Consider the following 24502-nt stretch of genomic DNA (forward strand, 5'->3'; position numbering starts at 1 on the left):
GGTCTGACCGTGAAGAAGCTGTACCAGGGCCAGCGCTGATCACCGACGCCAGGAAGTACCCCTCATGATCGAGATCCCGTCCGACCTCCACAAGGACCTCGTCCCCCTCGCCTTCCTCCTCGGGAACTGGGCGGGCGCGGGCGTGCACGACTTCCCCGGTGCCGAGAAGTGCAACTTCGGCCAGGAGGTCTCCTTCACCCACGACGGCCGGGACTTCCTGGAGTACCAGTCGCACACCTGGGTGCTGGACAACGACGGCGACAAGGTCCGTCCGCTGGAGTCCGAGCACGGCTTCTGGCGCATCGACGCGAACCGCAAGGTCGAGGTGACGATGGTCCGCGACGACGGCGTCATCGAGATCTGGTACGGCGAGATGGCCGACCAGAAGCCCCAGATCGACCTGGTGACGGACGCGGTGGCCCGCACGGCGGCTTCTCAGCCCTACACCGGCGGCAAGCGGCTCTACGGCTACGTCAAGAGCGACCTGATGTGGGTCGGCGAGAAGCAGACCCCCGAGGTCGAGCTGCGCCCCTACATGTCGGCGCACCTGAAGAAGGTCGTCACCCCCGAGGACGTCGAGCGCTGGGCCAAGGCCCTGCCCGACGACATGCCCGACGACGGGATCGCCTTCTTCAAGTAGGCCCCCGCCCGGGAGGTCCTAGACTCGTGGTGTGGTGAGCACCGACTGGAAGAGCGACCTCAGGCAGCGCGGGTACCGGCTGACCCCGCAGCGGCAGCTTGTGCTCGAAGCCGTGGACACCCTTGAGCACGCGACCCCCGACGACATCCTCGGCGAAGTGAGGAAGACGGCGTCGGGGGTCAACATTTCCACCGTGTACCGCACGCTGGAGCTGCTGGAGGAGCTGGGCCTCGTCTCGCACGCCCACCTCGGGCACGGGGCGCCCACCTACCACCTGGCCGACCGGCACCACCACATCCACCTGGTGTGCCGGGACTGCACCAACGTGATCGAGGCCGACCTGTCGGTGGCCGCCGAGTTCACCGCCAAGCTGCGGGAGCAGTTCGGCTTCGACACCGACATGAAGCACTTCGCGATCTTCGGCCGGTGCGAGGACTGCTCCCTGAAGGGCTCAACTGCCGAGTCGTAGGCTAGGGCGTATGAAGAGCCCCCTGCTGTCCCTGCCCGGCGCCGTCCCAGCCGAGGGCGTGGACGAAGGCGTCGCCGCCCACTACGGCGACCTGTTCCGCGAGCAGCGTGCCCTCGCCGACGGCACCGGTTTCGTCGACCTCTCCCACCGCGGCGTCGTCACCGTCACCGGCGACGACCGGCTGAGCTGGCTGCACCTGCTGCTCACCCAGCACGTCAGCGATCTGCCGACCGGCCAGGCCACCGAGGCCCTGATCCTCTCCGCGAACGGCCACATCGAACACGCCCTCTACCTCGTCGACGACGGCGCGACCGTCTGGGCCCACGTGGAACCCGGCAGCCAGGAGGCGCTGATCGCCTACCTGGAGTCGATGAAGTTCTTCTACCGGGTCGAGGTCGCCGACCGCACCGCCGACATCGCGGTCGTGCACCTGCCGGCAGGGTCGATCACCGAGATCCCCGAGGGCGTCGCCGTCCGGGAGACGCCGTACGGCCGTGATCTCTTCCTGCCGCGCGACGAGCTGGAGGCGTTCGCCGGGCGGACCGGTCCGCCCGCCGGGATCCTCGCCCACGAGGCGCTGCGGGTCGAGCAGCACCGTCCCCGCATCGGCTTCGAGACCGACCACCGGACCATCCCGCACGAGCTGGGCTGGATCGGGACGGCGGTCCACCTCCAGAAGGGCTGCTACCGGGGGCAGGAGACCGTCGCCCGCGTGCAGAACCTCGGCAAGCCGCCGCGCCGCCTGGTCTTCCTGCACCTGGACGGCAGCGAGGTCCACCTGCCGGGGCCCGGCACGGAGATCCGCCTCGCGGACGACGGCCCCGACGGCCGCAGGGTCGGTTTCGTCACCACGTCCGTACGCCACCACGAGCTGGGCCCGGTCGCCCTCGCCCTGGTGAAGCGGAACGTTCCGGTGGACGCCCGGCTGCTGGCCGAGGAGACGGCGGCGGCCCAGGAGACGGTCGTAGAGCCCTGACAGGCCCTGAGGGCAGCCCGGGGGTCTCGGACCTCGGGGAGCCCGGGGTCTCAGACCTCGACGATCACCGTGAACGGGCCGTCGTTCGTCAGCGTCACCCGCATCTGGGCGCCGAAGCGGCCCGTCGCCACGGTCGCTCCCAGCGAGCGCAGTCGCGCGACGACCTCGTCGACGAGGGGTCCGGCCACGTCGCCGGGCGCGGCGGCGTTCCAGGTGGGGCGGCGGCCCTTGCGCGCGTCCCCGTAAAGGGTGAACTGACTGATCACCAGCAGCGGTGCGTCGACGTCGCTGCACGACTTCTCGTCGGGCAGGATCCGCACCGACCAGAGCTTGCGGGCCAACTGCGCCGCCTTCTCCTTGGTGTCGTCGTGGGTGACGCCGACCAGGACGCACAGGCCCTCGCCGTCGATCGCTCCCACGGTCTCGCCGTTCACGACGACGTTCGCGCCGTCCACCCTCTGCACTACCGCACGCATCCCGTCATGATGCCGTGCGCCCCTAGGGTGTGGGCACACGGGTCCGTACCGGGGTTTTTTCTCTCCCTAACCCCCCATCTGGGGCTGATCGGGGCTGATCGTGGGCACTCGGTCACATAGCGGCCACCTGGGGTGGCACGATGCTTCCAGAGGCCGGTCGAGGGGACGGTAGAGGCACATGAGCACACCGAGTACGGGGCAGCCGCTTGGGACTGTCGCGTTGACATATCCGGGTGGCCTGGAGGCGCCCCGGCCGCCCGTGCAGCGCACGGACAGTCCGGAGCTGCCCGCGGACCCCCCGGGGCACGACCTGACCGCGCTCAGCCTGCCGGAGCTGCGCACCATGCGCCGGGACGCGCAGCGCGAGGAGGCCGACCTGAGTTACGTACGGCGGCTGCTGCAGGGCCGTATCGACATCCTGCGCGCGGAGCTGGCGCGCCGCCGGCCGGCGTCCGTGGTGACCACCGCGGCGAAGGGGTCCGTGGTCGAGCGGCTGTCGGAGATCCTGACCGACGCACCGGCCCGGCAGCGTTCCTCCGCCCGGCACGTGACGCTCGGCACTCCGCGGAGCGAGGAGTGCCGGCGGCTGGCCGCGGAGATGCTCGGCGAGGTCGAGCTGTCCGACCTGACGGCCCGCACCGACGCCGAGCTGACCGCCGGGATGGGCCGGCTCGTGCGCTACGAGCAGCAGATCTCCCGTCGGCGGCAGCGGCTCCAGCGCACCGCCGACGACAGCAGCGCGGAGATCGCACGCCGGTACCGTGAGGGGGAAGCACAAGTCGACGACCTGCTCGTGTGACACGAAGGCGGCTTCCCGGCCGCTCTCCCGGGCCCGGCGATCCCGGGCCGTCGCGGCGGCGGGTCGCCCCGTCCGGAAGGCCACCGCCGATGTCCGCGCCCCAGCCGTCCGGGTCGTCCCAGCCGTCCAGGCCCGCGCCCACGTCCGCCCTCTCGCCCGTCGCACCGCCCGTCCTCGCCGAGGTCGTCCGGTCCGGCTTCGTCGAGGGGCGGCACCGGGGCAGTCTGGTCGTGCTGGGCGCCGACGGGGCCGTGGAGCTGGCGCTGGGGGAGGTGACGGCGCCGGTCTTCCCGCGCTCCTCGAACAAGCCGATGCAGGCGGCGGGGGCCCTGCGGGCCGGCCTCGACCTCGCGGGGGAGCGGCTGGCGCTGGCCGCCGCGAGCCACTCCGGGGAGCCCTTCCACCGCGACCTGGTCCGCAAGATGCTGGACGAGCACGGCCTGGACCCGGCCCTGCTCCAGTGCCCGCCCGACCTGCCGCTGGACACCGAGGAGCGGGAGACGTACCTCGCGTCGGGCGCCGTGCCCGACCGGCTCACCATGAACTGCTCCGGCAAGCACACCGCGATGCTGGCCGTCTGCGCGCAGCGGGGGTGGCCACTGGAGTCGTACCTCGAACCGGAGCACCCGCTGCAGCGGATCATCCACAGGGTTGTGGAGGACGCGGCGGGCGAGCCGGTCGCCGCGGTCGGCACGGACGGGTGCGGGGCGCCGCTGATGGCGATCACCCTGGTCGGGCTGGCCCGCGCCTTCCGCGCCTTCGTCCGCGCCGAGCCCGGGACGGCGGAGCGCCGGGTCGCCGACGCGATGCGCGCCCACCCCGAGTACGTCGCCGGCAGCCGCCGCGCCGACACCTGGCTGATGCGCGAGGTGCCCGGCACGCTCTCCAAGATGGGCGCGGAGGCCGTGCAGGCGGTGGCCCTGCCGGACGGCCGCGCCCTCGCCTTCAAGGCCGAGGACGGCGCGACGCGGGCCCTGGGCCCCGTACTGGCCCGCGCGCTGACGCTGCTCGGCGTGGAGGGGCCGGTCGTCGACCGCATCGGCCGTGCGCCGCTGCTGGGCGGCGGGCGCGAGGTGGGGGAGATCCGGGCGGCCTTCTGAGCCACCGGGGCGGCGCTCCGGGGCTCCCCCGGAGCTCCTCCGCGGCGTTCCCGGCCGCCGGGGGCGGGCGGTCACCCGCCGCCGGGGGCGGGCGGTCGCCCGGGCTCGAGCCGGGGCAAATCCGCGCGACGTCGGCGCGGTCGTCGACCTACCGTGAGCGCATGACCAGCCGCACCGACACCGACGTACGCCCCATCACCGAGGCCGAGTTCCCCGACTGGAACCGTGCCCTGAACACCGGGTTCCTGCAGCCGCCCGCCGTCGGCGCGGAGCAGTTGGAGGCCCGGCGCAAACAGTTCGGGCCCGGCCGGCTGCTCGGCGCCTTCGACGGCGACCGCTGTGTGGCGACCTTCCGGTCCTTCGACCAGCAGGTCACCGCCGTGGGCGGCGCCCTCGTCCAGGCCGACGCGGTCTCCAGCGTCACCGTCACCGCGACCCACCGCCGCCGCGGCCTGCTCACCCGCATGATGGCGCAGGACCTGGCGGCGGCGAAGGAGCGCGGGGACGTCGTCGCGACGCTGATCGCGGCCGAGTACCCGATCTACGGCCGGTACGGCTTCGGCCCCGCCACCACGATGACCGAGTGGACGGTCGACGTGCCGCGCGCCGGTCTCGACGCGCGCCGGGCGGCCCCGGAGGACGGCGGCCGGATCGACCTCGTGGACGGCGAGGACGTCCGCAAGCTCGGTCCCGAACTGCACGAGCGGCTGCGCCGGGCCCAGCCGGGCGCGGTCAGCCGGACCGAGCTGTGGTGGCAGATCCGGACCGGGGTCGTGAACGCGAACGGCTCCCCGTGGACCGAGCCCTACTACGCCGTGTACCGCTCGGCGGACGGCGAGGTCGAGGGCATGGCCGCGTACCGGTCCGACGACCACTGGGGCGACGCCAAGCAGCCGCTGAACACGGCGACCGTCGACTGGCTGCTGGCCGTGACGCCGGACGCCGAGCGCGACCTGTGGCACTACCTGTGCTCGATCGACTGGATCACGACGGTGAAGAGCGGCTGGCGGGCCCCCGACGACCTGCTCCCGCACCTCCTGCCGGACCCGCGCGCGGCCAGAATCACCACGCAGGCGGACTGGCTGTGGGTGCGGATCCTGGACGTCGTACGGGCGCTGGAGGCGCGGACGTACGAGGGGCAGGGCTCGCTGGTGCTGGAGGTCGCGGACCGGGGAGGGCTGACCGGCGGGCGGTGGCGGCTGGAGGCGGGAGCGGACGGGGCGTCCTGCGCGCCGACCACCGAGAGCGCCCACCTCGTGCTCGACGTGGGCGAGCTGGCGGCGCTGTGGCTGGGTGACGAGTCGGCGGTGCGGCTGGCCGCGCTCGGCCGGGTCCGGGAAGAACGAGCGGGCGCCGCCCGTGTGGCCGACGCCCTGCTGCGTACGTCCAGGCGGCCTTGGTGCCCGGACATGTTCTGAGACGGCTCCCTTCTGCCGGTGACGGGTGGGTGTGCGCATCCGTAGCGCGTGCTCTTCGGTTGTGGTTGTTGTGCCGTTGTGCCGTTGTGCCGTTGTGCCGTTGTTCAGTTGTGGTTGTCGTGCGTGGTGCCGACTGACTGTCCGGGCTCCCGGCTCCCCTCCGGAAGGGGGCCCGGTCAGCAGTACGTCGGTTCAGCCGGACTGGGCGAGCAGCATCACGAGGATCACCGCGCCCACACCGCCGATCATGGTGTTCTTCGCCTTGATGCCGATGGACAGCGCGACGAACGCGATGATGCCCATGGGCCCGTACTTCCATTGCACGAGCTGCTCGAACCCGATGGCCAGAGCGGCGAGGACGATGGCGATGAGCGGCATGGTGGACCCCCTGTCACCGTGGTGGCCAACCCCCGTAAGGTCCGACCACGTTGCCCAAGTTGGCTGCCAACTTCACTGTACTTATCTCCGCTTGGGTGCGTCTCATAACCACCTTTCCGCGAACTGCCGAAAGATGGCGAGAAGTTGTAGTGTTTGGTCGTGGAGCCGGAACATGCCCCCGTCAACGGGCGGAAGAGACCGCAGCCGCCACAGAGAACGCACCGCGACGTGGCCGACGAACTGCGCGCCCGGATCAGGTCCGGTCGGTTGCAGCCGGGCCAGCGCATGCCCACCCAGGCCCAGTTGGCCGACGAGTTCGGCGTGGAACGCGGCGCCGTCCGCCAGGCCCTGCGCATCCTGCAGTCGGAGCGCCTGCTCACCAACGTGTCCAAAGGGAGCCCCGCGACCGTCGCGCCCGACCTGCACGGCGCCCTCACCGGGCCCGCGGCGCCGCCGATGCCCACCACGGTCGCCCTCGCGCCCCGGATCGCGGAGGCCTTCGCCGCCCCGCACGTCGAGATCGAGGCCCTGTGCCTGACCTCGGTCTCCCTCACCCTCGCCCTCGGCGAACCACTGCGCCAGATCCACGCGGGGCGGCTGAAACCGGCCAAGATCGACGTACGGATCCTGCTGCCGAGCCGGAACATCGACCTGGCCTTCCCGGTGGCGGTGTCCGGCGGCGGGGCCGGCGGCGGCCCGGTGCACGACCGGTGGCTGGCGATGCGCAACGCCCAGGGCCAGGTGCTCCGGCACAACCTGCTGGGCCTGCGGGCCACGCACGGGATCGACGTGCGGGTCACCTTCCGCGCGCTGCCCTTCACGCCGCCGGTGAAGCTGTACGTGCTCAACGGCACGGAGGCCCTCTTCGCGTACTACACCCTCAGCCTGCGTGAGCAGGAGATCGACCACGAGCCGATGCAGATGTACGACGCGGAGGGTATCCGTACCACGCTGTTCGCCTTCGGGCAGGGCGGTGGCCTGCGCGACGGGGTGTTCGTGAAGCAGTCGCGGCTGTGGTTCGACGCGCTGTGGGAGACGATCAGTTCGGAGCTGCTGCTCACCACCTGATCATCCCCCGGTCACAGCGCCGGACCCGCGACCAGCAGGGCCAGCACCACCGCACCGGCGGAACTGACGGACGGACTCCTGGTCTTGACGCCTATGGTGAGCAGGAGCAGGCCCACGATGCCGGAGGCGCCGTACTTCCACTGGACGATCTGCTCGAAGGCGATGACGAGGACCGCGGAGACGAGGGCCAGGACGGGCATGGTCTTTCCCCCTTCGGAAGTCTGGGAAGGAACTTCCGCCAACTAGACCAAGTTGGCAACCAACTTTACCTATGTTGTCCCCACTTGGCTGCTACCTATAAACAAGTTTCAAACAACTCCCTGTAGGTAGGTCGAAGTTGTAGCGTTTGGTCGTGACTCAGGAGAACGCGTCCGTGAACGGCAGCAGAAGGCTTTCGGCCCAGGAGATCGCCGACATCCTGCGGGAGCGGATCCGCGGGGGAGACCTGAAGGCGGGCGACCGCCTGCCCACCCAGGCCGAGCTGGCCGACGAGTTCCAGGTGGAGCGCGGCACCGTCCGCCAGGCCCTGCGGGCCCTCCAGGAGGACGGCCTGCTCACCAACGTCAGCAAGGGCAGCCCGCCCCGCATCGCCGAGCCCGCCACGCCCCGGGGCGAGCCGCAGCCCACCATGGTGGCGCTCGGGCCGCGGCTGTCGGAGGCGTTCTCGGCACCGCGGGTGCGGGTCGACGTCGTGTGCCACACCTCGGAGACGCTGATGCTGGCCCTCAGCGAGCCGCTCCGCCAGATCCACGAGGGCCGCATCCACCCGGAGTCCATCGACTTCCGCGTCCTGATGCCGTCCCGGGACATCGAGCTGGCCTTCCCCGTCCTGGTCGAGGACGAGGACGACGACCCGGTCCACCAGCGCTGGCTCCAGATGCGCAACGCCCAGGCCCGGGTGCTCCAGCACAACCTGCACGCCGTGCGCTCCACCCACCGCGTCGACGTGCACATCGCCTTCCGCGCACTGCCCTTCACCCCGCCGATGAAGCTCTACCTGCTCAACGGCGACGAGGCGCTCCTCGGCTACTACCTGCTCACCCGGCGCGAGGAGGAGTACGAGAGCCGGACGCTGGAGATGTACGACGCCCTCGGCTCCCAGTCGCTGCTGTTCTCCTTCCTGAAGCGCGCGGGTCACCGGGACGCGGTGTTCGTGGAGGAATCACAGAAGTGGTTCGACGCCCTCTGGGAAACCATCACCTCGGACATGACACTCTCCTAGTGACTTCCGATACGGATCAGACGGAACCGGTGGCCGAGCGGGCCGACGGCCTCAGGGACCTGCTCGCGGGCGCCCGATTCGTCCTCTGGGACTTCGACGGCCCCATCTGCAGGCTGTTCGCGGGCTACACCGCGGACCGGGTCGCGGGTGAACTGGTGGACTGGCTGGAACGGCTGGGCCTCAAGGAGCTGCTGACCGAGGAGGAGCAGGTCCACCCGGATCCGCACGTCCTGCTGGGAGCGGTCGACCGCAGGCGTCACCGCAGTGACCTCGTGGCGGAATTCGAGGAGCGGCTGACCCGCGAGGAACTGCGTGCCGTGCCCACCGCGCGGCCGACGGCGTACGCGGACCCCCTGATCCGCACCTGGAGCGCGCTGGGCGTCGGGCTGGCGATCACGACCAACAACTCGCCGCGCGTGGTGGACGAGTACCTCGGCACGCGGGGCCTGCTGGACTGCTTCGCCCCGCACGTCTACGGCCGCACCCGGGACCTGCGCCTGCTCAAACCCGACCCGTACTGCCTGAACCGGGCCCTGAGCGCGCTGGGCGCCGCCCCCGGTCAGGCCCTGATGGTCGGTGACACCACCTCCGACCTGACCGCCGCCCGGCGGGCCGGTGTGCCGTTCCTGGGGTACGCGCGCAACGAGGAGAAGGCGAAGCTGCTGAGGCGGGCCGGTGCGGAAACCGTCGTGCACTCACTGGAGCCGGTGCTGAGGCTGCTGTGGGAGGGCGGCGGGGGGCGCGGTCACGCCTGAGTCATCAGCAGGACGAAGAGGACCGCCGCCGGCCCCGCCAGCGACAGACTGCGGGCCCGCACCCCCGCCATGACCAGGACCAGGAGCAGGGTACCGACGGTACCGAAGGCTCCGAGCCGCGTGCGGACGACCTCGGCCACCGCCCATTGCACCGCGGCCGAGGTCAGTTGGTTGAACAGCATGTGCGCCACCCCCGTCGTTCGGCGCAGACGGTCAACTCGCCTGCGGTGCCGCCCAATTGGACGGCGAAGCTCCCCCAGGTTGTCCCCTTGTTGGCTGATCGACTAACGGAACCGAACAGTCGGCCAGTCCAACTGGCCCATAACTGGCCGGTACTTGACCGGCGGGTGGCCGGTAGTCGGTCGGTCGTTGTCCGATGTGACGGAAAGTGGTTTGCGCCCCGGCGACCGGCGGTACGGTCGCTGCATGAGCGGGGAACGTGGTGAGGGGGGCGGCAAGGAGTTCGAGCGCGTTCTGGAGGCGCTGCGTGAGCAACTGGCCGACGGCACCTACGGATTGCACGCGTCCCTCCCGGCGCAGCGGGAGCTCGCCGCGGAGTTCGGGGTCTCGCGCGACACCGTCCAGCGGGTGCTGCACGAGCTGAAGTCGGAGGGCTGGGTCGAGTCCCGGCAGGGCAGCGGGACACGGGTGATCAAACTCCCCCTGCAGGCCGCCACCCGCCCCAGGACGGAGCCGGTGCCGGTGCGGGCCGCCCTGGGGCCCTTCATCGCCCGCGCCTTCGGGCAGTCGGACGTCCGGCTGGACGTGTTCACCTTGACCTCCGAGAGCCTGGACGCGCACATCCGGCTGCAGGCTGAGCGCATCCGGATGGGGGAGATCGCGCCCGCCGGTATCGAGATCCGGATGCTGCTGCCCTCCGAGGAGAGCGAGCTGCCGTATCCGCGGCCGGGCGGACGGGACACCGCGCGCCGCGACGCGAAGGGGGACCCGGTGGGCGCGCAGTTGCAGGAGCGGCTGCGTGGCATCACCCGGCGGCACACGACCTCGCTGCGCACGGCCGTGCGTGATCTGCGGACCGAGGGGCTCGTGCCGTCCGTGAGCGTGCAGGTGCGGCACGTGCCGTTGGTGCCGGCGTTCAAGCTGTATCTGCGGCCGGAGGCCGAGGCACTCTTCGGGCCGTACGAAGTGGTCGAGCGGACGATCCTGCTGGACGACGGCACGGAGGTCGAGGCGCTGGACGTGCTGGGGCTGGGCTCGACACTGACCCGGCACGTCAACGACGAGGGCGACCCCAGCTCGGCGGGCTCCGTCTTCGTGCAGAGCATGCAGGGCTGGTTCGACTCCTGCTGGGGGCTGCTGGCCGACCCCGGGTGACCAGGGGCCGGCGGGGCGGCGGTATCGATTCGCCCGAACCGGTCACCCGAGTTGCTCCCGCGCCTTCCGGATACTGGAGTACTTCCAGCGGGCCACGGGCCGTGGCTGTACTGTGTGCCCACTTTCTTCGTCACAGCGGTCACAGCACGAAGAACTGGCGCGTCGCACGTCCCTTCTGGAGCACTCAGTGAGTCGTCCCTCCCCGCTTGGCAAACCCGCGCTGGAGCGGGCGGCGGACGAGGCGTTCGACCGGTTCCTGGCCTACGCGACGGCGCTGGGACAGTTCGGCCGGGGGCACCACAACCTGAACTACATGGTGCGGCCCCTGTCCGCCGAGGACTCGAGGCTGGTCGCCGCCGAGTACGGCGCGCCGGTCACCGTCCGCAAGCGCATCCCCTCCGCGCTGCCGGTGGTCATCCGGACCTGGCAGGACGAGTCCGACCTGCTGAACCGGATCTGGGGCGTGCTGCACAACGTGCCGCGGTGCCTGGCCAAGCACCGCGACGTCGTCGTCCTCAGTTACGTCGAGGGCGTGCCCCTGTCGACCATCTGTCCCAACGACACGCCCGTCGACTACGACCTGATCGTCGCGCTCACGGGGCTGCTCGCCGACATGACCCAGGTGCGCCGGCACCACCTGCCCCCGCTGCCGGTTTCCTGGCCCCGGTCCAGCCGGGACGGCAGCGCGTTCCTCAGAGCGCTGGCCTTCGCGGCGGACGAACAGATCCGGCAGCGCAACCGGACGGAGTTCGGGGGCCTCTTCGCCATGCTGGGCATTCCGGAGAACGCCATGGTCCGGTTCGCCGAACGGGTGCCCACGCTCATCAGCCGCCCGTTCAGCCTGCTGCACACGGACCTGCACCGCGACAACGTCATCGTGTCCTACGGCGGGAGCCCCCCGCTGATCTGCGTCGACTGGGAACTGGCCAGTTACGGCGACCCGCTGCACGACCTCGCCACCCATCTGGTGCGCATGCGCTACCCCGACTACCAGTGGCCGGAGGTCATCGAGGCGTGGCGCAAGGTGATGGGGGAGCGGCGCAGCAAGGCCGTCAACGGCCTGGACCGCGACCTGAAGCACTACGTCGCCTTCGAGCGGGCACAGTCGGTGTATCCGGACGTCATGCGGGCCGCGAAGTCGCTGGGCGACTCCTTCGAGCAGCGGGACCTGGACGCCGCGACCCGGGCGGTGCGCCGGGCGCTGGTGGCCGCCGAGGAACCGTTGCGGCTGAAGAGCGTGCCGGACGAGCCGGCCATCGAGCGGATCCTCTTCCGGTGGAACGAGTCGCACGGAGTCCGGCCCAGCCGGGAGCGGACCCTCTTCCAGATCGTGTGGGAGCGGGACCGCAGGGTCCGCATCCGAGGTGACTTCCCCGCCTGGGCGGTCAGCCGGGCCCTGCTGGAGGAGGGCGCGGCCGCCGCCGACCGGGTGTTCAAGGGGACCGCGCACTTGAACACGGCCGTGCACGTCGAGGGTGTCGGCTTCCCCGTCATGGTCCGCCGGAAGGTGGGCACCGCCGAGTCCCGGGAGCGACGGTTCCTCAGCGAGCACGCCGTGCTGACGGCGATCGAACGCTCCGGGGCACGCGTACGGGCCCCGCGGGTGCTGGCCCTGGGCACCAGCGGACTGCGCGAGCAGTTCACCATCCACTCCTACGAAGGGCCGGCCGACGGCTTCCGTCCCCCGGAACATCCCGAACACGGGCTGCGCCCGCCCGAGGCGGACGACCTCGTGGACCAGTTGGGCGAACTGACCGAGGTCGAGTGCGGGGAGCTGGACCCGCTGAACGGGGCCGCCTTCTACCCCTGGCTGCGGGGCGAGCTGGTCCGCCTGGTGAGCGAGCTGCCCAAGGCCACGATGGCACTCGCCCGCGAACTGGGGTTGCCGGACAACGTGCGGCTGGCCGAGATCCTCACCCGGCACACGCTGAGCCGGCGCCGTCCCGTCCTGCTGCACGGCGATCTGAACCCGTGGAACCTGGTGCGCCGACCGGACGGAGGCCTGACACTGATCGACTGGGAGATGGCCATGGTGGGCGACCCCCTGTACGACCTGGTCCGGCACATGCACCTGACACCGACGCGGCCGGAGATCCGCGACCGCATGTTCCGGCGGTGGGAGCGCCGGTTGCCGCCCGAGTGCACCCACGACTGGCGCGACGACTGGCGTGTGTACCGGTGGATCGAGACCGTCCGCTCCGCCTACGTCGACCTCGACCGCCTGGTGAGCGGCGCCGGCCTGGACGCACCCAACGTCAAGCGCGCCGTCCAGACCTACGCGATGACCCTGGCCGAGGCCACGGCGGCGCTGGGGCTGCCGGACAAGTCCATGGCCAATCCCTACCTTGCCCGCGCGCTGCCGCAGGGGGACCATGGGGGGCCACGGGGGGCTCGGGCGGCGGCGGACGCCTGAGGCACCGCCGGGCGGCAGCGGGCGGGGGGCTGGGCATGTCGGGTAGTCCGGGCAGCGATGGAATGGCGCAGCGTTTCCGGCGGCTGCAGGCCCGATACGAACCGGTGGTGACCCGCACCCTGCTCCTGGGCCTCTTCGTCGTCGGAGTCAGCGCCCAACTGGTGAAGCCGATCGGTGACGCCCTCGAGGACAAGGCGTTCCTCGGCGGCGCGCTGCTCAGCCTCGTGGGCTACGTACTGTACGAGTCGGTGAAGGACCTGGCGGCGTCGTTGCGTCTGCCCGCCCGGGCGCAGGTCGAGTCCAGGGAACTCGGGACGTTCGTGAGCGAGGCGTTCCGTGCCCGCACGGTGGAGATCAGTTTCCTCGGCTACACCGGCGAGACGCTGTACAACGAACTGCACCACAGGCTGGAAGGCCTGCAGGAGGACCCCGGACCCACCCGTCACGTGAACGTGCGCTTCCTCATCCCCGACTTCGGCCGGCCCATGACCGTGCCGTCGAGGGTGGGCGAGGACGGCAGGCCACAGGACGATCCCGACTTCCGCAAGCGGCTGGAGGAGAAGTGCCGGGAGTACGACCAGACGCTTTCCGGCCTCGCCGAGCGGCTGACCCGGCTCGGCAGGGTGACGGCCCGGTGCGAGTACCGCCTGTATCCCGGCATACCGACGGACAAGGTCTGCGTCTTCAACCGTGAACTCGTCCTGCACGGGCTCTACGACGTCACCGCCCGCACCGTCCTGCGCAGCTCCGACCCGGAGTTCTACGACCCCAAGGGCTACCGCACCGACCTCACGGTCTGGTCCCGGGAGGGGGACGACAGCGCCAAGGCCGTCCTGGCCACCTGGAACAGGCACTTCGACAGCTTGTGGGGGCTGGCGCCGACGCCTCCCTGGCGTACGGCGCCCGCCGCGTGAGCCGTCGGCCGGCGGACCCGGCGTAGGGTCGTCGCATGGTGGAGACCGGCCTGCGTGAGCGCAAGAAGCAGCGGACGATCCAGTCGCTCTCGGACATCGCCATCGGGCTCTTCGTGGAGAAGGGGTTCGACGCGGTGTCCGTCGCGGAGGTGGCCGCCGCGGCCGAGGTGTCCAAGCCGACGCTCTTCCGGTACTTCCCGGCGAAGGAGGACCTCGTCCTGCACCGCATCGCCGACCACGAGGGCGAGGCGGCCCGGGTCGCGGGGGAGGGGCCGGCGCCGCTCGAGGCGCTGCGCCGGCACTTCCTGGCGGGGCTGGAGCGGTCCGACCCGGTGACCGGGCTCAACGACCGTCCCGAGGTACTGGCCTTCCACGCGCTGCTCTACGGCACTCCCGCCCTCGTCGCCCGGCTGCACCGGCACCTGGAGCGGTCGGAGGCCGCGCTCGCCGAGGCCCTCGGCGGTGACCTCGAGGCCAGGCTGGCCGCCGGACAGATCATCGCCGTGCAGCGGATCCTCGCGCAGGAGAACTGGCGGCGGATCGCGGCCGGGGAGCGTTTGGCGGTCGTCCGGCGGGATGCCGTGGCGGCGGCGGAGCGGGCGTTCGCGGTGTTGGCACAGGGGCTGCCGGGGCCGGCCCGGCCGGAAACGGCTCTTGAGGCAAAGTAAAAAATGTAACTCGGTAATGCTTTTCGGGTACGCTCGCTGGAATGACGTCACCCGACTCCGCCCTGCAGCACGCCCTGGCCCGGGAACGGGCCCACCACGACCACTGCCGTACCGCCCTCGCCGCCATGGTCGACGGCGCCCGGGAACACGTCGGCACCGGCGAGGACGTCTCCGCCTCCGGTGCCGACGCCGAGGTGCTCGGACACCGGCTGCGCAGCCGGGCCAAGGAACTGCGCGAACTGCCCGAGGGGCCGCTGTTCTTCGGGCGGCTGGACTTCGCCGGCCCGGACACCGCCGGTGACCGTCCGGGGCGGGGACCGCGCCCGGCGGCCGCCGGACAGGCACTGTGCATCGGGCGGCTGCGGATCACCGAGGACCCCGCCGCCCCGCCCCTCGTCGTCGACTGGCGCGCCCCCGTCTCCCGCGCCTTCTACCAGGCCACCGCCGCCGACCCGCGCGGCGTGGCCGTCCGCCGCCGCTTCGGGTGGGCGCCCGGCAGCCGCGGGGACTCGGCCGACCTCACCGGCCTGGAGGACGAGCACCTCGGCCGGGGCGAGTCCCGCACGAGCGACATCGTCGCCCGCGAGATCGAACGGCCCCGCGTCGGACCCATGCGGGACATCGCCGCCACCATCCAGCCCGAGCAGGACGACCTCGTGCGCGCCGGCCTCACCGCCACGGTCTGCGTCCAGGGCGCCCCGGGCACCGGCAAGACCGCCGTCGGCCTGCACCGGGCCGCGTACCTCCTCTACACCCACCCGCAGCGCATCCGGCGCGGCGGACTGCTGATCCTCGGACCCAACCCCACCTTCCTCTCCTACATCGCCGAAGTACTGCCCTCCCTCGGCGAGACCGGCGTACGGCAGTCCACGCTCCCCCAGGAGATCGCCCGGCACCCCGTCACCGGCGCCGACGACGAGCGGGCCGCCGCCGTCAAGCACGACGCCCGGATGGCCGAGGTGCTGCGCCGCGCCCTGTACGCGCGCGTGGCCGCCGACGCCGCGGACTGCCTCGCCGTGCCGGACGGCTCCTACCGCTGGCGGGTCCCGGCCGACGAGCTGGCCCGGATCGTGGCGGACGTGCGGGACGAGGAGGCGCCGTACACCGTGGGGCGCGAGCGGGTACGGGCCCGGATCGTGCGGCACCTCCAGGACCAGGCCGAGCGACGGAGCGGGCCGCGGACGGGCGCCTGGGTGCGCCGGATGGAGCGGGCACGGCCGGTCGGCGCGTACCTCGACTCCGTCTGGCCCCGGGTGCGGCCCGAGGAGGTCCTCGCGCAACTGCTCGGCGACCCCGACGTGCTGGCGCGGGCGGCCGACGGGCTGCTGGACGACGACGAGCGGAAGGCGTTGCCGTGGACGGCCCGCACCCCGCGGTCGTGGAGGTCGGCTCGCTGGTCCGCCGCCGACCTGGTCCTCCTCGACGAGATCGCCGGGCTCCTCGAACACCCCCGGGGCTACGGGCACATCGTCGTCGACGAGGCGCAGGACCTCTCCCCGATGGAGTGCCGGGCCATCGCCCGCCGGGCCGCCTTCGGTTCGCTCACCGTCCTCGGCGACCTGGCCCAGGGGACCACCCCGTGGGCGGCGCGGTCGTGGCGGACGGCCCTCACGCACCTGGGCCGGCCGGACGCGGCCGTGACGTCGCTGACCACCGGGTTCCGGGTGCCGCGAGCGGTCGTCGGCCTCGCCAACCGGCTGCTGGAACGGCTGGACGTGGACGTGCCGCCGGCCCGTTCCCTGCGCGGGGACGGCGAGTTGACGATGCGCCCCGCCGCTCCCGGGAAGGTCGGGGACGCGGTCGTCGACGCCGTACGCGGCGCTCTCGCCGGGGAGGGCTCCGTCGCGGTGATCGCCGCCGACGCGGACGTGCCCCGGCTGCGGGGCGCCCTCGGCGCGGCCGGGATCGAGGCGGCGGGGCCGCAGGTGCCGGGCGCCCGGGTGGCCGTGGTGCCCGCGAGCGTCGTCAAGGGGCTGGAGTACGACCACGTCGTCGCCGTCGAACCGGCGGCGATCGCGGAGGCGGAGGGCCCCGGGGGCCGGGGCCTGCACCGGCTGTACGTGGTGCTCACCCGCGCGGTGTCCCGGCTGGACGTGGTGCACGGGCGGCCCCTGCCGTTCTGACCCGCCCGGGCCGGGTCAGCGCACGGTGATCACCTCGGCGACGCGGGTGAACCCGTCGGTGCCGTGCCCGCGCGCGATGACCCGCCGGGCCTGCCCCTCGATCACGCGCATCACGCTCGCGTCGATGCCGTGCGCCTCGGAGGCGTGGACGACGTGGGCCATGGTCGAGGCGGCCGAGGTGATCGGGTTCAGCTCGCCCGAGTACGTGCCGGCGTCGGTGTCGGCGGCGAACTCGGTGAACAGCGGCGGCAGGATCGCGGCGATGCCCTGGGCGAAGGGGGCCAGTTCCGCGCCGGTGACACCCTCCGCGCGGGCCACGGCCAGGGCGTGCGCGTAACCCGCCATCGACGTCCAGAAGATGTCGAGCAGCGCGATGTCGTAGGCCGCGGCCCGGCCGGCGTCCTCACCCAGGTGGGTGTGGCTGCCGCCGAGCGCCGCCAGCACGCCCTGGTGCTCCCGGTACAGCCCCCCGGGGCCGCTGTACAGGAACACCGCGTCGTCCGTGCCGATGGTCGGGGTCGGGGTCATGATGGCGCCGTCCAGGTAGCGGACGCCGTGGCGCTCGGCCCACCCGGCGGTGTCCCGGGCGCGCGCGGGGGTGTCGGCGCTCAGGTTCACGACCGTACGGCCCTTGAGCGCGGCGGTGACGGCGTCCTGGCGCAGTACGGCGTCCGAGGCGTCGTAGTTCACGACGCAGACGACGGTCAGCGGCGCGGCGGCGACCGCCTCCTCGGCCGACGCCGCCGCGATGGCGCCCCGGGCGACGAGGTCGCCGTCCCGGCCCGGGGTGCGGTTCCAGACGGCGGTGCGCAGCCCGGCGTCCAGGAACGCGGTGGCCAGCGCCCGGCCCATGGGACCGAGCCCGAGGACGGTGACGGCGGCGGCAGACTGGTCGGTGTGCACGGACATGCTTCAACTCCCGTAACTTACTGAATGGTTGTGGGGCGATCGCTGATGAGAGGGGCACGGCATGGCACACCGACGCCAGGATCCGGACGTCTGTGGGGTGACCGCCGCGATCGCCGTGATCGAGGGCAAGTGGAAGACCACGCTGCTGTGGCTGCTGGAGTCCGGCCCGCACCGGCCGGCCGAACTGCGCCGGCGGGTGCCCGGCCTCACCGAGAAGGTGCTGACCCAGGCGTTGCGCGAGATGGAGGCAGACGGGCTGGTGGACCGGCGGGTGTACGACGTGCTTCCGCTGAAGACCGAGTACTCCCTGACCGCGTTCGGCCGCGACCTCGCCGAGGCCCTCTCCCCCCTCTCCGACTGGGGCCACCGCCGCCTGGACCGGCTGGCCGGTCCGAAGTCCGCCACCCGCGCGGCCTCCTGACGCCCGCCTGCCCCTTCAGCTTCGGCCGGGGAGCGGGTGCTGCCAAGTACGCACAAAAAAGTGGGTAGGTGACCGGACGGCGCACTATTGCAAGCGGATGCTTGCAATAGTTAGCGCGGTGGGGCATCGTGGAGGCATGGCATCGCTCAACGTCGGCAATCTCGGTGAGTACCTGCGCGAGCAGCGGCGCAGTGCGCAGCTTTCGCTGCGGCAGCTCGCCGACGCCGCGGGCGTGTCCAATCCGTACCTGAGCCAGATCGAGCGCGGGCTGCGCAAGCCGAGCGCGGAGGTGCTCCAGCAGGTCGCCAAGGCACTGCGGATCTCCGCCGAGACGTTGTACGTGCGCGCCGGGATCCTCGACGCCGAGCGGGACCGGGACGACGTGGAGACGCGTGCGGTCGTCCTCGCCGATCCCTCGCTCAACGAGCGGCAGAAGCAGGTGCTGCTCCAGATCTACGAGTCGTTCCGCAAGGAGAACGGGTTCGGGGCCGACGCGGCCGACGCGGACGGGGCGACGGCCCGGGACAGACCGGCGGACACCGTGCCGGACGACGTGCTGCCGGACGACGTGCTGCCGGACGGCGGTGCCTCCATACCCGGGCACCGCCCCCGTACGACCGGCGGCAGTGACGCCGGCCCGCAGCAGACGGCCGGATGAGCGGGAACGACCGACCGGCCGACCGGGTGCGGGACCACCACGAAACCCTCAGCCGAACGCAATACCGGAGGACCATCACCATGGCCATCACCGACGACCTGCGCAAGACCCTCAGCGACCCCACCCCGCTCTACTTCGCCGCGGGCACCGCCGACCTGGCCTTCCAGCAGGCCAAGAAGGTGCCGGTGCTGGTGGAGCAGCTCCGCGCCGAGGCGCCCTCCCGCATCGAGGCCGTGCGCAACACCGACCCGAAGGCCGTCCAGGAGAAGGCGACGGCCCGCGTCAGGGAGACCCAGGGCACGCTCCAGGCCAGGGCCAACGAGCTCTTCGGCTCCCTCGACGCCGACTTCAAGAAGCTCGGCGAGACCGCCCAGGACCTCGCGCTGCGCTCGGTCGGCGTCGCCGCCGAGTACGCCGTCAAGGCCCGGGAGACCTACGAGAAGGTCGCCGAGCGCGGCGAGCAGGCGGTGCGCACCTGGCGCGGCGAGGCCGCCGACGGCATCGAGGACATCGCCGAGGAGGTGGAGGAGCTCGCCGTGGCGGTCGAGCCGGGCAAGCCGGCCAAGTCCGAGCCGGTCGAGGTCACCGGCGAGAAGCCCGCGGCGAAGAAGGCCCCCGCCCCGCGCAAGGCCCCGGCCAGGAAGAGCACCAACGGCACCGCGAAGAAGACGACGCCGCCCGCCAAGTAACCGGCGACGGGTACCGCGCGTACGGAGAACGGGCCGGGCACCCTTGGGGTGTCCGGCCCGTTCTCCGGGTACGGTGACCGCGTGGAAACGATCCGAGTCTGGTGGTGGACGTTGTGCTGATGCAGGGGTTCGCAGGCTTCATGTGGCTGCTGAGCATCGCCCTGATCCTTTTCAGCGGCTTCGCTTTGATCGACGCCGCCACGCGCCGTGAGGACGCCTACCGCGCGGCGGACAAGAAGACCAAGCCGTTCTGGCTGGTCATCCTCGGGCTCGCCTTCGTGGTGAACCTGGTCTTCAACATCCTGTCGTTCCTGCCGATCATCGGGCTCATCGCGACGATCGTGTACATGGTCGACGTACGGCCCGCGCTGCGCGGCCTGCCGGGCGGCGGCCGCAGCACCCGCCGCGGCTCCAGCAGCGACGGCCCCTACGGCCCGTACAACGGCGGCCGCTGAGGTACGCACGGCTGTGCCTCTCGGGGGCGGGGCTCTGGCGTCTCGGGGGCCGGGGCTCCGGCCTCACGGGGCCGGGCCTCTGGCGTCCCGGTGGTTGCGGCGGTCGGGTGGTTGCGGCGTCCCGGTGGTTGCGGCGGTCGGGCCGCCCAGCGGTCCTGGCGGTCCGGCCGTCTTCCGGGGTCCTGAGGTTCGGCCGTCTTCCGGGGTCCTGAGGTCCCACCGTCTTCCGGGGCCTTGAGGGTCCGGCCGTCTTCCGAGGTCCTGGCGGTCCGGCTGTCTTCCGGCGGTCCTGGCGGTCCGGCTGTCTTCCGGCGGTCCTGGCGGTCCGGCCGTCTTCCGAGGTCCTGGCGGTCCGGTGGTCTCCCGGTGGTCCCGGCCATCCCGGGGGCCGCGGCGATAGGGCCGCTCAGGCCGTCCGGTCCAGCAGAACCACCGCCAGGTCGTCCGCCAGTTCGCCGCCGTTGAGCTCGCGGACCTCGTTGACGGTCGCCCGCAGCAACTGCTCGCCCTGCAGACCCTCGGCGAACTGGCGGCGGACCATCTCCACCATGCCGTCCTGGCCGAGCCGCTCCCGGCCCTCGCCGACGTGGCCCTCGATCAGGCCGTCGGTGTAGAGCATCAGGCTCCACTCGGCGCCCAGCTCCACCTGCGTCCGCGGCCAGCGGGCGCCCGGCAGCAGCCCCAGCGCCGGCCCGTTGTTGTCGTAGGGCAGCAGCCGTGCGGGCGTGCCCGGGCCGGCGACCAGGGGGGCCGGGTGCCCGGCCAGGCACAGGCCGGCGCGGCGGCCGTCCGGGGCTATGTCCACGGCGCACAGGGTCGCGAAGATCTCGTCGTCCGAGCGCTCGTGCTCCAGCACCTGCTGCAACGTGCCGAGCAGCTCGTCGCCGCAGAGACCGGCCAGGGTCAGTGCGCGCCAGGCGATCCGCAGCTCCACGCCGAGCGCCGCCTCGTCCGGACCGTGCCCGCAGACGTCGCCGATCATGGCGTGCACGGTGCCGTCCGGAGTGCGCACGACGTCGTAGAAGTCGCCGCCGAGCAGGGCACGCGAGCGCCCCGGCCGGTAGCGGGCGGCGAAGCGCAGCGGGGAGCCCTCCAGCAGCGGGGTCGGCAGCAGGCCGCGCTCCAGACGCGCGTTCTCCTGCGCTCGCAGCCGGCCCTCGGCCAGGCGCCGCTCCGCCGAGTCGGACCGCTTGCGCTCGACGGCGTAGCGGATCGCCCGGCTCAGCAGCCGGCCGTCGAGCTCGTCGCGGAACAGGTAGTCCTGGGCGCCGACCGCCACGGCCTCCGCGCCGCGCTCGGCGTCGCTGGAGGACGTCAGCGCGAGTACGGCGTGCCGGGGCGCGAGCTCCAGCACGTGCCGGAGCACCGCCAGCTCGTCGTCCCCGCTCCCGTCGGATTCTCCGTTGCCGCCGTTGCCGCCGTAGCCGTCGGCGTTCGCGCGGGCCGGGGCGGGGGCCGACAGGGCGAGGTCCAGCAGGATGCAGTGGACGTCGTCGGTCAGCAGCCGCTCGGCCTCGGTGAGGTTGCGGGCCCTGCGCACGCGGACCGGCTTGCCGGACTGGTCGAGCAGGTCGGGCACGATCGGCGAGCCGCCCGGATCGTCCTCGATCAGCAGCAGCGTCAGGTTGGTGGGGGCGGCGCTCTCGCGCTGGTCCTCGGTCTCGTCCGTGGTCTTCTCGCGCTTCTCCGTGGGGTTCTCCCGCCGGGTGGCGGGGTTCTCGGCCGGGTTCGTCCCGGGCGGGGCCTGTTCCATGGAAGGGCCGCCATCCGGGGACGCGGCGGGCGCCTGACCACACTCCGCGGCCGGGATCGCCCTCTGCCGCGGTACGGGTACGGGCATCGTCTTGGTTTCCTTCCCTCCCCCCGAGGGCATGGCGGGGCGAGGGACCTCGACCCACCGACGGGGACCATAGCGGGTGACGGCGCCGCTGCGGAATGGTCCAGAACACGCCGGGCGGCCATCGGCCACTGTCATATGCCGCGTTCCGTACCGCAGTTGGACACGTCGACCCGGGGTCGGGGATGACGAACGTCACGCGGGGCGGGACACCGGGCGTGGACTGGGTCACGTGGCCCGTTTCACGTCCCGGCCCGTGGCCCGTGGCCCGTGTCACTCGGCTACCCGGCGGCGGACACGCCCCGTGTCACTGCGGGGTGCCGTGCCCGTGTCACTGCGGGGGTGCCGTGCCCGAGTCACTCCGAGGACGCCGTGCCCGAGTCACTGTGACGGTGCCGTGCCCGTGTCCGGTCGTACCACCCCGAGGATCGGCATCGAGCCCGCGCCCGCGATCGTGATCGAGCGTCCCGGACGCGGGGCGTGCACGACGGAGCCGTCGCCGACGTACATGCCGACGTGGCTGGCGTCGTCGAAGTAGATGATCAGGTCGCCGGGGCGCATGTCCTCGATGTCGACGCGCTCGAGCTGCTTCCACTGCTGCTGCGAGGTGCGCGGTATCGACTGCCCGGCCGACACCCAGGCCTGCGAGGTCAGACCGGAGCAGTCGTAGGCCTTCGGGCCCTCGGCGCCCCACTGGTACGGCTTGCCGATCTGCGCGGTGGCGTACTCGACGGCCTTCCTGCCCCGCTCGGTCGCCTCGGTGTCGAGGTCCTCGAGGATGCCGGAGTCGAGCCAGGCGGTCTGCGCCTTGGCCTGCGCCTCCCGCTCCAGCCGGGCGAGGCGCTCCTTCTCCTCCTGCTCCAGCTCGGACTCCAGCTTCTCGGCCGCCGCGACCTGCTTCTCGATCTTCTTCTGGGCGGTGGCCTTGGCCTTGCGGTTCGCCTCCAGCTTTTTCAACTGGGCGGAGGCGTCGGCCGCGTAGGTTTTCAGGTCCTCCTGGGTGCGCGTCAGCTCGCCGAGCAGGCCCTTGGTCGCGCGCCGGCCGCGGTCCACCCGGTCGGTGCCGTCGAGGAAGTCCTCGGGGTCGTCGCTCAGCATCAGCCTGGCCTCGTCGGGCAGGCCGCCGGTGCGGTACTGGGCGCGGGCGGCGGCGCCGGCGCGCTCCTTGAGCCCGTCCAGCTTCTCCTGGCCCTTGACGATCTTCTTGGCCAGTTCGACGAGCTCGGCGGACTGCTTGTCCGCCTTCTCCTCGGCGGCGTTGTACTCGTCCGTGGCGGAGGCCGCCGCGCGGTAGAGCTTGTCGAGCTTCTTGCGTACGGCTTCCAGGTCCTTGCCGGGAGTGGCGGACGGGGCGGGGGAGGCGCTGGGCGTGCCGGGTGAGGGTGTGGGCCCGGGATCCGCGAACGCCGTGCCCGGTGCCGCGAACACGGTGACCGCGCAGACCACGGTCACGGCAGCGGTCATCCAGCCATGCTTCCCCGTACGCATACCTCGCCCCCCAACTGGTTAACCGTCAGTAACATAGGTCGCCTGGGGGATCGTGCCATGCCGGCGTGGAAAGCGACAGAGGTCGTGCTTTCCTTCCGCTTCCCCTCCCTTACCTGTCCCTTGCCCCTTCTGCCTCACATCCGCCTCCGGGTGCGAGGGGCCCCGCTGTGTGACGAACGCCGCACGGGGATCGTTCCCGCCCGCCGACCATGCGCGCCCTGCCCGCCGGTCACTCGTGCCGTGCCCGCTGGTCCGGGCGCGCACCTCGCCCGCCGGTCCAGGTGCGCTCCTCGCCCGCCAATCCAGGTGCGGTCCCGCCCGCCGGTTCAGGCGGCCGGCGCCAACGCCTCCCACCGCACCGTCACTTCGCCCTGGCGCCACCGCACCGGCCCGTCCGTCACCGGCCAGTCGGCCGTCAGGTCCCGTACGGCCCGCAACCAGCGCTGGCGGGCGCCGTAGGAGGCGTAGGGAGCGGCGGCGGCCCAGGCGCGGTCGAAGTCGCGCAGGAAGGCGTGCACGGGCTCGCCGGGGACGTTGCGGTGGATCAGCGCCTTGGGCAGCCGTTCGGCCAGGTCGGAGGGGCGGTCGAGGGAGCCCAGCCGGGTCGCGAAGGTGACCGTGCGCGGCCCCTCGGGTCCGAGCGCCACCCACACGTGCCGGCGCCCGATCTCGTCGCAGGTCCCCTCGACCAGGAGCCCGCCGCGTGAACGCCCCGACACCGGCGCGAGCCGCGCGCACAGCCGCTGCCAGACGGCGGCCACCTCGTCCTCCCCGTACTGGCGCAGCACGTTCGCCGCGCGGACGAGGAGGGGGCGGCGGGAGTGGGGCGAGAGGGGGATCTCGAAGCCGCCGTGCCGGAAGGTGAGCCCCTCGCGCGCGTACGGCTCGGCCGCCGCCACTCGCGCCGGGTCGATCTCGACGCCCACCACGCGCGCGTGCGGCGCGACCGTGCGCAGGCGGTGCAGCAGCTCGACGGCCGTCCAGGGGGCCGCGCCGTAGCCGAGGTCGACGGCGACGGGATCGGTGGCGCGGCGCAGCTCGGCGCCGTGCGTGGCCGCGATCCAGCGGTCCATGCGGCGCAGCCGGTTCGGATTCGTCGTCCCGCGCGTGACCGCGCCCACGGGGGCGGTGCGGGCGGTGGCGCGGCTGGGCATGCGTACGAGGGTATGCGGCCGGGCCCGCACGTCCGGCGCGTCCTCCCCGTGATGGCGTTGACGCAGCCACGCCTCGAACGGTTGAGCGAAAGGCGGTAATGATTCGGCAAAGGCCGGGAAACCGGAAATGGAGCACA

26 protein-coding genes are annotated in these 24502 nt (G+C 72.3%); 18 read left to right on the forward strand and 8 right to left on the reverse strand.

The features are described 5' to 3' along the window. Positions 1 to 64: 64 nt before the first annotated feature. From B1H29_RS20055 to B1H29_RS20065, 3 genes are read left to right on the forward strand one after another with little or no spacing between them, the layout of a single operon-like run. Positions 65 to 640, forward strand: coding sequence for an FABP family protein (locus B1H29_RS20055; RefSeq protein WP_055417606.1), 576 nt, complete (start codon positions 65 to 67; stop codon positions 638 to 640). 31 nt (positions 641 to 671) lie between these two features. Next, positions 672 to 1109 carry a Fur family transcriptional regulator gene (locus B1H29_RS20060; RefSeq protein WP_055417605.1) on the forward strand — a complete coding sequence of 146 codons (438 nt, stop codon included), beginning with the start codon at positions 672 to 674 and terminating at the stop codon, positions 1107 to 1109. A gap of 10 nt (positions 1110 to 1119) precedes the next feature. Then, complete coding sequence (locus B1H29_RS20065; RefSeq protein ID WP_055417604.1) at positions 1120 to 2085, forward strand: YgfZ/GcvT domain-containing protein; 966 nt, start codon at positions 1120 to 1122, stop codon at positions 2083 to 2085. A 50-nt stretch (positions 2086 to 2135) separates the two neighbouring features. On the opposite strand, the gene dtd is transcribed toward B1H29_RS20065, so the two are convergent. Continuing rightward, positions 2136 to 2561, reverse strand: a complete 426-nt coding sequence (gene dtd, locus B1H29_RS20070; protein ID WP_055417603.1) for a D-aminoacyl-tRNA deacylase — start codon at positions 2559 to 2561, stop codon at positions 2136 to 2138. A gap of 178 nt (positions 2562 to 2739) precedes the next feature. On the opposite strand from dtd, the gene B1H29_RS20075 reads away from it, so the two are divergent. The 3 genes from B1H29_RS20075 (at position 2740) to B1H29_RS20085 (ending at position 5878) form a co-directional block, all read left to right on the forward strand. Next, positions 2740 to 3360, forward strand: coding sequence for a hypothetical protein (locus tag B1H29_RS20075; protein ID WP_055417602.1), 621 nt, complete (start codon positions 2740 to 2742; stop codon positions 3358 to 3360). Positions 3361 to 3449: 89 nt separating this feature from the next. Continuing rightward, entirely contained in the window at positions 3450 to 4460 is a 1011-nt protein-coding gene (locus tag B1H29_RS20080) for an asparaginase (RefSeq protein ID WP_055417601.1), read from the forward strand. A 161-nt stretch (positions 4461 to 4621) separates the two neighbouring features. Continuing rightward, on the forward strand, positions 4622 to 5878 hold the full coding sequence (locus B1H29_RS20085) for a GNAT family N-acetyltransferase (RefSeq protein ID WP_055417600.1): 1257 nt from the start codon (positions 4622 to 4624) through the stop codon (positions 5876 to 5878). Between the two features lie 192 nt (positions 5879 to 6070). Here the strand turns inward: B1H29_RS20085 and B1H29_RS20090 are convergent, their stop codons facing one another. Continuing rightward, entirely contained in the window at positions 6071 to 6256 is a 186-nt protein-coding gene (locus B1H29_RS20090; RefSeq protein WP_055417599.1) for a hypothetical protein, read from the reverse strand. Between the two features lie 153 nt (positions 6257 to 6409). Here B1H29_RS20090 and B1H29_RS20095 point away from each other — a divergent pair, with 153 nt between their 5' ends. Next, positions 6410 to 7324: a FadR/GntR family transcriptional regulator gene (locus B1H29_RS20095; protein WP_079160332.1), complete on the forward strand. Its 915-nt coding sequence runs from the start codon at positions 6410 to 6412 to the stop codon at positions 7322 to 7324. An 11-nt stretch (positions 7325 to 7335) separates the two neighbouring features. Here the strand turns inward: B1H29_RS20095 and B1H29_RS20100 are convergent, their stop codons facing one another. Continuing rightward, positions 7336 to 7524: a hypothetical protein gene (locus tag B1H29_RS20100; RefSeq protein WP_055417597.1), complete on the reverse strand. Its 189-nt coding sequence runs from the start codon at positions 7522 to 7524 to the stop codon at positions 7336 to 7338. A gap of 146 nt (positions 7525 to 7670) precedes the next feature. On the opposite strand from B1H29_RS20100, the gene B1H29_RS20105 reads away from it, so the two are divergent. Further along, positions 7671 to 8546 (forward strand): winged helix-turn-helix domain-containing protein, encoded by an 876-nt coding sequence (locus B1H29_RS20105; protein WP_079160333.1) that lies wholly within the window; start codon positions 7671 to 7673, stop codon positions 8544 to 8546. After that, entirely contained in the window at positions 8546 to 9301 is a 756-nt protein-coding gene (locus B1H29_RS20110) for an HAD family hydrolase (protein WP_234392976.1), read from the forward strand. Before B1H29_RS20105 ends, B1H29_RS20110 begins: the two co-directional genes overlap by 1 nt. Here the strand turns inward: B1H29_RS20110 and B1H29_RS20115 are convergent. Next, a complete protein-coding gene (locus B1H29_RS20115) occupies positions 9292 to 9483 on the reverse strand; it encodes a hypothetical protein (protein ID WP_107095259.1) in 192 nt (63 codons plus the stop codon). The genes B1H29_RS20110 and B1H29_RS20115 overlap by 10 nt on opposite strands. Before the next feature lie 244 nt (positions 9484 to 9727). On the opposite strand from B1H29_RS20115, the gene B1H29_RS20120 reads away from it, so the two are divergent. The 5 genes from B1H29_RS20120 (at position 9728) to B1H29_RS20140 (ending at position 16754) form a co-directional block, all read left to right on the forward strand. Continuing rightward, positions 9728 to 10636 carry a GntR family transcriptional regulator gene (locus B1H29_RS20120; protein WP_055417826.1) on the forward strand — a complete coding sequence of 303 codons (909 nt, stop codon included), beginning with the start codon at positions 9728 to 9730 and terminating at the stop codon, positions 10634 to 10636. Positions 10637 to 10949: 313 nt separating this feature from the next. Next, positions 10950 to 13049, forward strand: coding sequence for an aminoglycoside phosphotransferase family protein (locus B1H29_RS20125; protein WP_107095258.1), 2100 nt, complete (start codon positions 10950 to 10952; stop codon positions 13047 to 13049). A 107-nt stretch (positions 13050 to 13156) separates the two neighbouring features. Then, the gene (locus tag B1H29_RS20130) at positions 13157 to 13963 is read left to right on the forward strand and encodes a hypothetical protein (protein WP_234392975.1); all 807 of its coding nucleotides are present in this window, start codon (positions 13157 to 13159) and stop codon (positions 13961 to 13963) included. A gap of 35 nt (positions 13964 to 13998) precedes the next feature. Continuing rightward, entirely contained in the window at positions 13999 to 14631 is a 633-nt protein-coding gene (locus B1H29_RS20135; protein ID WP_055417593.1) for a TetR/AcrR family transcriptional regulator, read from the forward strand. A gap of 41 nt (positions 14632 to 14672) precedes the next feature. Further along, the gene (locus tag B1H29_RS20140; protein ID WP_055417592.1) at positions 14673 to 16754 is read left to right on the forward strand and encodes a HelD family protein; all 2082 of its coding nucleotides are present in this window, start codon (positions 14673 to 14675) and stop codon (positions 16752 to 16754) included. Between the two features lie 15 nt (positions 16755 to 16769). On the opposite strand, the gene B1H29_RS20145 is transcribed toward B1H29_RS20140, so the two are convergent. Continuing rightward, a complete protein-coding gene (locus B1H29_RS20145; protein ID WP_055417591.1) occupies positions 16770 to 17663 on the reverse strand; it encodes an NAD(P)-dependent oxidoreductase in 894 nt (297 codons plus the stop codon). A 61-nt stretch (positions 17664 to 17724) separates the two neighbouring features. Between B1H29_RS20145 and B1H29_RS20150 the strand changes: the two genes are divergently transcribed. The 4 genes from B1H29_RS20150 to B1H29_RS20165 all read left to right on the forward strand — a co-directional run bounded on the left by B1H29_RS20150 (position 17725) and on the right by B1H29_RS20165 (position 19886). Continuing rightward, entirely contained in the window at positions 17725 to 18084 is a 360-nt protein-coding gene (locus B1H29_RS20150; RefSeq protein WP_055417590.1) for a winged helix-turn-helix transcriptional regulator, read from the forward strand. A gap of 136 nt (positions 18085 to 18220) precedes the next feature. After that, entirely contained in the window at positions 18221 to 18742 is a 522-nt protein-coding gene (locus B1H29_RS20155; protein ID WP_055417589.1) for a helix-turn-helix domain-containing protein, read from the forward strand. An 80-nt stretch (positions 18743 to 18822) separates the two neighbouring features. Then, on the forward strand, positions 18823 to 19431 hold the full coding sequence (locus B1H29_RS20160; protein WP_055417588.1) for a hypothetical protein: 609 nt from the start codon (positions 18823 to 18825) through the stop codon (positions 19429 to 19431). Positions 19432 to 19550: 119 nt separating this feature from the next. Then, positions 19551 to 19886, forward strand: a complete 336-nt coding sequence (locus B1H29_RS20165) for a DUF2516 family protein (RefSeq protein WP_199832302.1) — start codon at positions 19551 to 19553, stop codon at positions 19884 to 19886. Positions 19887 to 20292: 406 nt separating this feature from the next. On the opposite strand, the gene B1H29_RS20170 is transcribed toward B1H29_RS20165, so the two are convergent. From B1H29_RS20170 to B1H29_RS20180, 3 genes are all read right to left on the reverse strand, one after another. Continuing rightward, complete coding sequence (locus B1H29_RS20170; RefSeq protein ID WP_055417587.1) at positions 20293 to 21726, reverse strand: PP2C family protein-serine/threonine phosphatase; 1434 nt, start codon at positions 21724 to 21726, stop codon at positions 20293 to 20295. Positions 21727 to 22104: 378 nt separating this feature from the next. Continuing rightward, positions 22105 to 23211, reverse strand: coding sequence for a C40 family peptidase (locus tag B1H29_RS20175; RefSeq protein ID WP_079160336.1), 1107 nt, complete (start codon positions 23209 to 23211; stop codon positions 22105 to 22107). A gap of 326 nt (positions 23212 to 23537) precedes the next feature. Continuing rightward, complete coding sequence (locus B1H29_RS20180) at positions 23538 to 24365, reverse strand: SAM-dependent methyltransferase (RefSeq protein ID WP_079160337.1); 828 nt, start codon at positions 24363 to 24365, stop codon at positions 23538 to 23540. Positions 24366 to 24502 lie beyond the last annotated feature (137 nt).

Origin of the sequence: Streptomyces pactum (genome assembly GCF_002005225.1) — a bacterium.
Lineage (GTDB): Bacteria > Actinomycetota > Actinomycetes > Streptomycetales > Streptomycetaceae > Streptomyces > Streptomyces pactum_A.